Source organism: Neisseria sp. P0021.S007 (genome assembly GCF_051956855.1).
Genome location: NZ_JBQCXA010001246.1, coordinates 1 through 510, shown reverse-complemented (window position 1 = coordinate 510; position 510 = coordinate 1). Strand labels below are relative to the sequence as shown.

Annotated in this window: 1 protein-coding gene; it reads right to left on the bottom strand. The window is 51.4% G+C overall.

Annotated elements, in window-relative coordinates; genetic code table 11:
• Nucleotides 1–491: aminotransferase class III-fold pyridoxal phosphate-dependent enzyme (locus tag ACTHUR_RS18550; protein ID WP_440400240.1), on the bottom strand; the 491-nt coding region annotated here is incomplete at its 3' end.
• Nucleotides 492–510: the final 19 nt, after the last annotated feature.

The window sequence follows — 510 nt, the reverse complement described above, 5'->3', positions numbered from 1 at the left end:
ATATCATTAAATGGAACATGGGTAATATCTGACGGCAGCGGCGCGTAGTCTTTGCTGTATTTGGGCTGGCCGCCGACGGAAACGGTAAACAGGGTGCGGCCGTGGAAGCTGTTGAGGCAGGAGATGATTTCGGTTTTGTGTTCGCCAAAATAATCGCGTCCGTATTTGCGCGCCAATTTCAACGCGGCTTCATTGGCCTCTGCGCCGGAGTTGCAGAAAAACACTTTGTCGGTAAAGGTGTTTTCGACCAGTTTTTTGGCCAATTCTTGTGCCGGTTGGGTGGTATAGATATTAGAAATGTGCCAGAGTTTTTGCGATTGTTCGGCCAAGGCCGCGACCAAATCGGGATGGCAATGCCCCAGCGCGTTCACAGCAATGCCGCCTGACAGGTCAATGTATTCTCGTCCTTCGGTATCCCAAACCCGGCTGCCGAGCGCGCGTTCCGGAATCATGGGGGCGAATGAGAAATTGGGCGTCAGGTAGTTTTGCATGTTCTTTTCCTTTTGATAT